Raw genomic sequence first — 8,665 nt, 5'->3', positions numbered from 1 at the left:
CAGCGCTACTGGGGCTGCCCGATCCCGGTCGTGCATTGCGAGACCTGCGGCGTGGTGCCGGAGAAGAAGGAAAACCTCCCCGTCGAGCTGCCCTATGACGAGGACGGCCAGAAGATCGACTTCTCGATTCCCGGCAACCCACTCGATCGTCATCCGAGCTGGCGCGACTGCACCTGCCCGAATTGCGGCGGGCCGGGTCAGCGCGAGACCGACACGATGGATACCTTCGTCGATTCGAGCTGGTATTACGCGCGCTTCACCTCGCCCGGTGCTACCACGCCGACCGATCCGGCCGAGGCCGAGTACTGGATGAACGTCGACCAATATATCGGCGGCATCGAGCACGCGATTCTGCACCTGCTCTATTCGCGCTTCTATGCCCGCGCGATGCACAATACCGGCCACCTGCCCGCAAAAGCGATCGAGCCTTTCGATGCGCTGTTCACGCAAGGCATGGTGACGCATGAGATCTACCTCACGCGTGACGCCAAGAATCGCCCTGTCTATCACCTCCCCGAAGAGGTTGAAGACGGCAAGCTGAAGGCCACCGGCGAAGCGGTCGAGACCATCCCCTCGGCCAAGATGTCGAAATCGAAGAAGAACGTCGTCGATCCGATGAACATCATCGCCGAGTTCGGGGCAGATACCGCCCGCTTCTTCGTGATGTCCGACAGCCCGCCCGAGCGCGACGTCGAGTGGACCGCCGCCGGCGCCGAAGCGACCTCGAAATTCCTCGCCCGCGTGCACCGTATTGCCGACGATATCGCCAATTCGGACGCCCCCGCGAATGAGGCCGAGGATACGGCGCTCCTGAAGGCCACCCATAAGGCGATCGACGAAGTCACCAAGTCGATCGAGGGCTTCACCTTCAACAAGGCGGTCGCCACGCTTTACGGCCTGACCAACACGATGTCGAAATCGACGGCCGGGGCCGAGACCAAGCGCGACGCGATGAAGCTGATGGCGCAACTTCTGGCGCCGATGGTCCCGCACCTCGCCGAAGAGGTCTGGTCGATGCTGGGCGGCGAGGGCTTCGTGATCGCGGCGCGTTGGCCCGAGGCCGACCCGGCGCTGCTGGTCGAGGATTCGGTGACGCTGCCGATCCAGATCAACGGCAAGCGCCGCGCCGAAATCTCGGTGCCCAAGGACATGCCGAAGGAAGAGGTTGAAAAGCTGGTTCTGGCCGACGAAGCTGTCGTGAAGGCGCTGGCCGGTGGCCAGCCCAAGAAGCTGATCGTTGTGCCGGGGCGGATCGTCAATGTGGTCATCTGACAGACGCGGATTTCTGGGACTCGCGGGGGCCGCTGGCCTGCTCGCGGGCTGCGGCTTCACCCCGGCCTACGGGCCTCAGGGTGGGGCGGCGAAACTGCTCGAAGGGGTCGAACCGGCCGCGCCCACGACGCGCGATGCCTTCGCCCTCGTTCAGCAGCTGAATGCGCGGTTGGGAGCCTCGCAGGTCACCCGCTACCGGCTCGACTACAAGATCGACACCGAGTCGCTCGGTCAGGGCATCTCGCCCGACAACGCCACGACGCGCTACCAGCTCAACGGCACGGTGGATTACACGCTGCGCGATGCGGCGGATAATGCCGTGCTGCTGACCGGGCGTGTCACCTCCTTCACCTCGTGGTCCGCGACCGGCACCGTAGTCGCCTCGCAGGCCGCGCAGGAAGACGCGCATCGCCGGTTGATGGTGATCCTCGCCGATCAGATCGTGACGCGCCTGCTGTCACAAGCGCCGGGTCTGCCGGAATGAAGCTGACCGGCGTAGCAGCGACCCGCTATTTCGCCAAACCCGAGCCCGAGCGCACCGGCCTGCTGATCTTCGGGGGCGATGCGATGCGCGTGGCGCTGCGGCGGCAGGAAGTCATCGCCGCACTGATCGGCCCGAAGGGCGAAGAAGAGATGCGCCTGAGCCGGATCGCGGGCGGCGATCTGCGCAAGCAACCCTCGCTGCTGCTCGATGCGATCAAGGAGGTCGGCTTCTTCCCCGGCCCGCGCGTGGCTTTCGTCGAGGATGCGACCGATGCGGTCTCGGACGCGGTGAAGACCGCGCTCGACGAATGGCGCGAAGGCGATGCGCAGATCGTGGTCACCGCAGGCTCGCTCGCCGCCAAATCGAAGCTGCGCAAAGCCTTCGAGGGCCATAACAACGCCTATTCCGTCGGGATTTACGACGACCCGCCGAGCCGCGAGGAGATCGAGGACATCCTGCGCCGCGCCGGTCTGCGCGATATCTCGAACGACGCGATGACCGACCTCGTGGCGCTGTCGCGCGCGCTCGATCCGGGCGATTTCCGCCAGACCGTCGAGAAGATCTCGCTCTACAAATTCGGCGACACCACGCCACTTGGCCCCGCCGACGTGGCCGCCTGCGCGCCGTCTTCGGTCGAGGCGGGCGTCGATGATGTGCTCTCCATCGTGGCCGAGGGCCGCGCACCAGAGCTTGGCCCGGTGATGCGGAGGCTGGAAAGCCAAGGGGTGCAGCCCGTGCAGCTCGCCATCGCCGCGATGCGCCATTTTCGCGCGCTGCACGCCGCGGCCTCCGACCCGCAGGGCCCCGGTGCCGGCATCGCCCGGATGCGCCCACCGATCTTCGGCCCGCGCCGTGACCGGATGCAGCGGCAGGCGCAAAGCTGGGGCATGTTCAAGCTGGAAACTGCGCTGAAGGAACTGGTCGAGACCGATCTGACCCTACGCTCCGCCAGCCGTGCGCCGCAAATGGCGGTGATGGAGCGCGCGCTGATGCGGCTCGCGATGCTGGCCCGGCGGTGAGCGCGGCGGCGAAATCCGCGCTCGTCATCGGTGGCGGCCCGGCGGGCCTGATGGCAGCCGAGGAACTGGCGCGGGCCGGCGTCTCCGTCACACTGGCAGAGGCCAAACCCACGCTTGCGCGCAAATTCCTGATGGCGGGAAAATCCGGGCTGAACCTGACCAGGGACGAGCCGCTCGACGCCTTCCTGTCCCACTACTCCCACCCGCAGATCGCCGCGATCACCCGCGAATTCGGCCCGGAGGCCACGCAAACATTCTCCCGCGATCTGGGTGTAGAGCTGTTCACCGGCTCCACCGGCCGGGTCTTCCCGACAGTGATGAAAGCCTCGCCCATGCTGCGCGCCTGGATCGCGCGGCTCGAAGCCCTCGGCGTCACGATCCACACCCGCTGGCGCTGGCAAGGCTTCGACGGCGCAGCGCTGATCTTCGACACGCCCGAGGGGCGCCAAAGCCTCACGCCAGATGCCACGGTCCTCGCGCTCGGCGGCGCAAGCTGGCCGCGGCTTGGCTCGGATGCGGCATGGATGCCGTGGCTGAGCGCAAAAGGCGTGGAGATCCTCCCCGTCGCCCCCGCCAATATGGGGTTCGAGATCGACTGGTCGGCGCATATGGCAAGCCAGCTGGGCCAGCCCGTGAAAGGTGCTGCACTGATCACGCCGACGCGGCGCACGCGCGGGGAATTCGTGATCTCGGAGCGCGGGCTCGAAGGCGGCGGCATCTATGAACTCTCCGCCGAATTGCGCGAGGGCGCGCCGCTGAGCCTCGATCTCGCCCCGGATCAAAGCGCCGAAGACCTCGCCGCGCGGCTCGCGAAAATCCCGCCGAAACAGAGCCTGACCAACCGCCTGCGCAAAGGCGCGAAGCTGGACCCGGTGAAGCTCGCGCTCGCGCTGGAATGGGGCCGCCCGCTGCCCAAAGACCCGGCGCAGCTTGCGACCACGCTAAAATCCCTGCCCGTCCCGCTCGGCCCACCGCGCCCGATCGCCGAGGCGATCTCCAGCGCAGGCGGCATCGCGTGGGGCAGCCTCACCGACGATCTGGAACTGACCGCCCTTCCCGGCATCTTCGCCGCAGGCGAGATGCTCGACTGGGAGGCCCCGACGGGCGGCTATCTGCTGACCGCCTGCCTCGCCTCCGGCCGCCATGCCGGACGCGCTGCGGCCCAACGGCTCTCTTCCCCTTGATAGAAATATCCCGGGGGAGGTCCGTAGGACCGGGGGCAGAGCCCCCTCTTTCCGCATTGCTTGTCGCCCTCCGGCGACGGGGGGCAGAGCCCCCTCACCCATCGCGCATCGCCACCGCCCAGGCCGATCACCGAACGCTCACGCTGCATCCCATCCGCGTGCATCCGCGGGGGTCTCACCCAGTGGTGATGGTGCGTGAGCGGGACTGTCACCAAATTGCCAAACGCCGTTCCTAGCGAGATGCCACGCGCCCCGTAGCTCACGGGGAAGCTGCCATTTGAATGAGGGACTTTAGATGACCGACACGCTCCGCCTCACCGGTGCCGTCAGCGCACTCGCGCTGGCTTGCGCCGCCGCGACCGCCCAAGCGGGCACCACCACCGCCGCCGACACCCAGACCGCCACCCCGATCAAGCATCTCGTGGTGATCTTTCAGGAAAACGTCTCCTTCGACCACTACTTCGCGACCTATCCGAACGCCGCGAACCCCAAGGGCGAGCCGCAATTCACCGCCGCGAAGGACACCCCCAAGGCCGATACGCTCGCAAGCGCCGGTCTGCTGAAGACCAACCCCAACAAGACCAATGCCGCCAATGGCGCGAATGCCGCCGCCCCGTTCCGGCTCGACCGGACGCAGGCCGCGACTGCGGACCAGAACCACGGCTACACCGCCGAGCAGGCCGCATTCCACAGCGGCAAGATGGATGCCTTCCCGGCCAATACCGGCAAGGGCACCAAGGGCGGCACGGGCGCCTTCGGCACCAAGGGTCAGGTGATGGGCTATTATGACGGCAACACCGTCACCGCGCTGTGGAACTACGCGCAAGCCTACGCGATGAACGACAACGCCTTCTCGAGCACCTTCGGCCCCTCGACGCCCGGCGCGATCAACCTCGTCTCGGGCCAGACCAATGGCGCGGTACTGCCCAAGGGCTACAAACTCGAGGCCGATGGCACCTATGACAAGGGGCGCGTCGTGCCCGACGGCAATGGCGGCTGGACCATGATCTCGGATCTCGACCCGACCGGCGATGTCTGCTCGAACCCGAAATACCCGACGACACTGATGGGCGGCAAGAATATCGGCGATCTGCTGAACGCGAAAAACGTCACCTGGGGCTGGTTCGAGGGCGGCTTCGATCTGACCGCGGTGAACGGCAACGGCACTACCGGCTGCGACCGCTCGTCGCTCTCGCAGGTGACCGGCGAGACCTCGAAGGACTACATCCCCCACCACGAGCCCTTCCAGTATTACAAATCGACCCAGAACCTCGATCACACCCGGCCCTCCTCGGTCGATGCGATCGGCACCTCGGACGATGGCGGCGCGAACCACCAATATGACAGCAAGGATTTCTACGCCGCGCTGAAGAACGGTAACCTGCCGGCGGTGACGTTCCTGAAAGCGTCCGCCTATCAGGACGGCCATGCGGGCTATTCCGACCCGCTCGATGGGCAGGAATTCATCGTCAACGCGGTCAACGCGCTGCAGCAATCGAAGGGCTGGAAGGACACGGCGATCGTCGTGACCTATGACGACTCCGATGGCTGGTATGACCACGCGATGGCGGTGGTGAACGGCTCGAACATCCCGGTCGCGGGCTATGACGTGCTCAATGGCAGCAACTGCGCCAGCGACAAGACGCTGCCCGGTCTCGACGGCAAGCCGGCGCAGGGCCGCTGCGGCTACGGCACCCGCATCCCGATGCTGGTGATCTCGCCCTATGCGAAGAAGAACGCGGTGGATCACACGCTGGTCGATCAATCCTCGGTCACAAAGTTCATCGAGGATAACTGGCTGAACGGGCAGCGCATCGGTCAGGGTTCCTTCGACGCACAGGCGGGCACGCTCAACGGCATGTTCGACTTCTCGAAAGCGGCCAATGGCAAGCTGATCCTCGACCCGGCCACCGGCACCCCGAAGGGCTGAGGCGATGAGATTGCCGAACCTACGATTGATCACTCCCAAGACGATCCGTTCGGCAGAGGGGGCCGCGAGCATCACGCTCGCGGCTTTCCTTTCGGCCGCCTCCGTCGGGGCGGCGACCGATCCCGCGCCGGGTGCGCGCCCTCAGGGCGATGTCGATCTGAGCGCCGTGGCCGCGATCGGCAAGGCGCTGTTTTCCGACCCCACGCTGTCAGCCAGTGGCCAGATGAGCTGCGCGAGCTGCCACGACCCGAAAAATCACTTCGCCCCCGCCAACGCCCGCGCAGTGCAGCTTGGCGGGCCGCATCTCGACCTGCCGGGGCTGCGCGCGGTGCCCTCGCTCACTTATAAGCGCCAGACGCCGCCCTTCACCTTCGGCGTGCTCGACCCGACCTCGGAGGCGGGCGAGGCCGCGCCGCTGGCGGTCGCACAGCAGGGGACGGGCGCGAAAGAGACTGCAGCGCCAAGCGCCTCCACCCAGCCCGCGCCGCGAAAAACCGCTGGCGCGCCCCCTCCTGCGAGCCCGGTGCCGCGCGGCGGTCTGTTCTGGGACGGGCGCGCGGATACGCTGCAAGAGCAGGCGCTGGCCGTCCTCTTCACCCATTTCGAGATGGCAGAGCCCGACCGCGCAACCCTCGCCGCGACCCTACGAGCACGCTACGGCGACCGCTTCGCGCAGCTCTTCGGCGGGTCCGTGCGGGACGACGACAAGATGCTGATCGACGAGGCCGCCTTCGCGCTGTCGCGCTACCAGACCGAGGCGGTGGAGTTTCACCCCTATACCAGCAAATACGATGCGGTTCTCGCGGGCGAGGCGCAGCTGTCGCCCGCAGAGGCACGCGGGCGTGCGCTTTTCGACGATCCGAACAAAGGCAATTGCGCGGCCTGTCATCTCGACACACGGTCCGCCGACGGTCGCCCGCCTCAATTCACAGATTACGAATACGAGGCGCTCGGCGTGCCGCGTAACCCGGCGATCCCAGCCAATGCCGATCCGCATTATGTCGATCTCGGCCTCTGCGGCCCGCTGCGCCATGATGCGATTTCGACGCAGCCCGGCAATTGCGGGATGTTCAAGACCCCGAGCCTGCGCAACGTCGCGACCCGGCACGTCTTCTTTCACAACGGCGTCTATACGAGCCTGAAACAGGTCCTGCGCTTCTACGCCAAGCGCGACAGCGACCCACGCGCGATCTACCCCACACGCGACGGTCAGGTGAAGCGCTTCGACGACCTGCCCACTCGCTATCAGGGAAATATCGATCGCGCCGATGCGCCGTTCCGACGCGCGCCCGAGGATGGCGACGCGCTTACCGAGGCAGATCAGGCGGATATCATCGCCTTCCTGCAAACCCTCACCGACGGCTACTCGCCTTCAGATGAATGACTTGGGTCAAGGCTGATTGCCAGTGCGGAGTGGGGGCTCGCAGGCCGCCCCCTCACCCGTCGCGCATCGCAACCGCGCGCTTATAGGCAGGGCGCGCCCGCATCCGGTCGTGATATTCGCTCAGCCGATGCTCGACGATCGGGAATTTCGCCATCAGCGCCCAGTCGAGGCAATGCGCCAGGATGATATCGGGCACAGTCATTTCATCGCCCATCACGAACTCGCCCTCGCCCATCCGATGGATCAGCGTGCGCTGCGACCGCTCGAACTCCCAGCGCAGGGAATTCTTGATGCCCGACAGCCGCAATTCCTCGGGCAGGATGAAGCTGTGCCGCGCCGCGGTCCAAAGATTCGCGTCGAACTCATCGAGCAGGAACTGCGTCAGGCTGTCCTGCCGCGCGCGCTCCAGCGTGCCCGCCTCATGCGTGAATTTCCCATGCGCATCCGCGAGATAGGTGAGAATCGCCGTGGAATCGGTGATCGGCGTGCCGTCGATGACCAGCACCGGCACTTTGCCCGCCGGGTTGAAAGCGACGACATCGTCCGAGCGCGGCGCGGCCCGCACATGCTGATACTCCGCGCCCAGTTCCTCCAGCATCCACAGCACGCGCAGCGTCCGCGAGCCGACCGTTCCGATAACCGTATACATCCTGCCTCCCGTCGAAAGTCGCGACATTGGGCCACGGCTGCGGGGGAGGTTCAAGGGCAGCGCACAATCATCTCCGCGCGATTGTGACCCGGACAAGCCCAAGATTGACGCGCTGCAGCATCCGTGCCGATATGCGGCCCGCGCGGAAGGGAGATCCGCCGGGAGATGTAAAATGACGCAAGCCAAACTGTTCACGCCGGTTCTGATCGGCGGTGCCGTGATCCTGATGCTGAGCTTCGCCATCCGGGCGAGCTTCGGCGTTTTCCAGATTCCGATCGCCAGCGAGTTCAACTGGCCACGCGCCGAATTCTCGCTCGCCATTGCGGTGCAGAACCTCGCCTGGGGCATCGGACAGCCGATCTTCGGCGCGATCGCCGAGCGCTGGGGCGACCGGCTCGCGATCATTCTCGGCGCGCTGGTCTATGCGCTCGGTCTCGTGCTTTCGGCCTTCGCGGTGGAGCCGGGGCAGCATCAGCTTCTGGAAATCCTCGTGGGCTTCGGCATCGCGGGCACAGGCTTTGGCGTGATCCTTGCCGTGGTGGGCCGCGCGACCTCAGACGAGAACCGCTCGCTCGCGCTTGGAATCGCGACGGCGGCAGGCTCGGCCGGGCAGGTCTTCGGCGCTCCGATGGCGGAGCTGCTGCTGGGCCATTTCCCGTGGCAGACGGTCTTCGTGATCTTCGCCGCCGTGATCCTCGCCTCGCTGGCCTTCCTGCCGCTGATCCGCGCGCCCGAGCGCGCCG

8 protein-coding genes are annotated in these 8,665 nt (G+C 66.2%); 7 read left to right on the top strand and 1 reads right to left on the bottom strand.

Going from position 1 to position 8,665, the window contains the following annotated elements; genetic code table 11:
* The 6 genes from B3D39_RS10930 to B3D39_RS10905 all read left to right on the top strand — a co-directional run.
* Positions 1-1,272 (top strand): class I tRNA ligase family protein (locus B3D39_RS10930; protein ID WP_286789677.1); only part of this gene is annotated, 1,272 nt, incomplete at its 5' end.
* Positions 1,259-1,756: an LPS assembly lipoprotein LptE gene (lptE, locus tag B3D39_RS10925; protein ID WP_078549513.1), complete on the top strand. Its 498-nt coding sequence runs from the start codon at positions 1,259-1,261 to the stop codon at positions 1,754-1,756. The genes B3D39_RS10930 and lptE, both read left to right, overlap by 14 nt.
* Positions 1,753-2,775, top strand: a complete 1,023-nt coding sequence (gene holA, locus B3D39_RS10920) for a DNA polymerase III subunit delta (RefSeq protein WP_274963379.1) — start codon at positions 1,753-1,755, stop codon at positions 2,773-2,775. Before lptE ends, holA begins: the two co-directional genes overlap by 4 nt.
* Entirely contained in the window at positions 2,772-3,959 is a 1,188-nt protein-coding gene (locus B3D39_RS10915) for a TIGR03862 family flavoprotein (RefSeq protein WP_274963380.1), read from the top strand. Before holA ends, B3D39_RS10915 begins: the two co-directional genes overlap by 4 nt.
* Positions 3,960-4,254: 295 nt before the next feature.
* Positions 4,255-5,889 carry a phospholipase C gene (locus B3D39_RS10910; protein WP_274963381.1) on the top strand — a complete coding sequence of 545 codons (1,635 nt, stop codon included), beginning with the start codon at positions 4,255-4,257 and terminating at the stop codon, positions 5,887-5,889.
* A 4-nt stretch (positions 5,890-5,893) separates the two neighbouring features.
* A complete protein-coding gene (locus B3D39_RS10905; RefSeq protein ID WP_286789676.1) occupies positions 5,894-7,273 on the top strand; it encodes a cytochrome-c peroxidase in 1,380 nt (459 codons plus the stop codon).
* Between the two features lie 52 nt (positions 7,274-7,325).
* Here the strand turns inward: B3D39_RS10905 and B3D39_RS10900 are convergent, their stop codons facing one another.
* Positions 7,326-7,922: a glutathione S-transferase family protein gene (locus B3D39_RS10900; protein WP_078571154.1), complete on the bottom strand. Its 597-nt coding sequence runs from the start codon at positions 7,920-7,922 to the stop codon at positions 7,326-7,328.
* A gap of 172 nt (positions 7,923-8,094) precedes the next feature.
* On the opposite strand from B3D39_RS10900, the gene B3D39_RS10895 reads away from it, so the two are divergent.
* Positions 8,095-8,665: MFS transporter (locus tag B3D39_RS10895; RefSeq protein WP_286789675.1), on the top strand; the 571-nt coding region annotated here is incomplete at its 3' end.

The organism is Thioclava sp. UBA3469, from assembly GCF_002378135.1.
Taxonomy (GTDB): domain Bacteria; phylum Pseudomonadota; class Alphaproteobacteria; order Rhodobacterales; family Rhodobacteraceae; genus Thioclava; species Thioclava sediminum.
The sequence above is the reverse complement of the archived record's forward strand: the minus strand, read 5'-3'. Positions and strand labels throughout refer to the sequence as shown.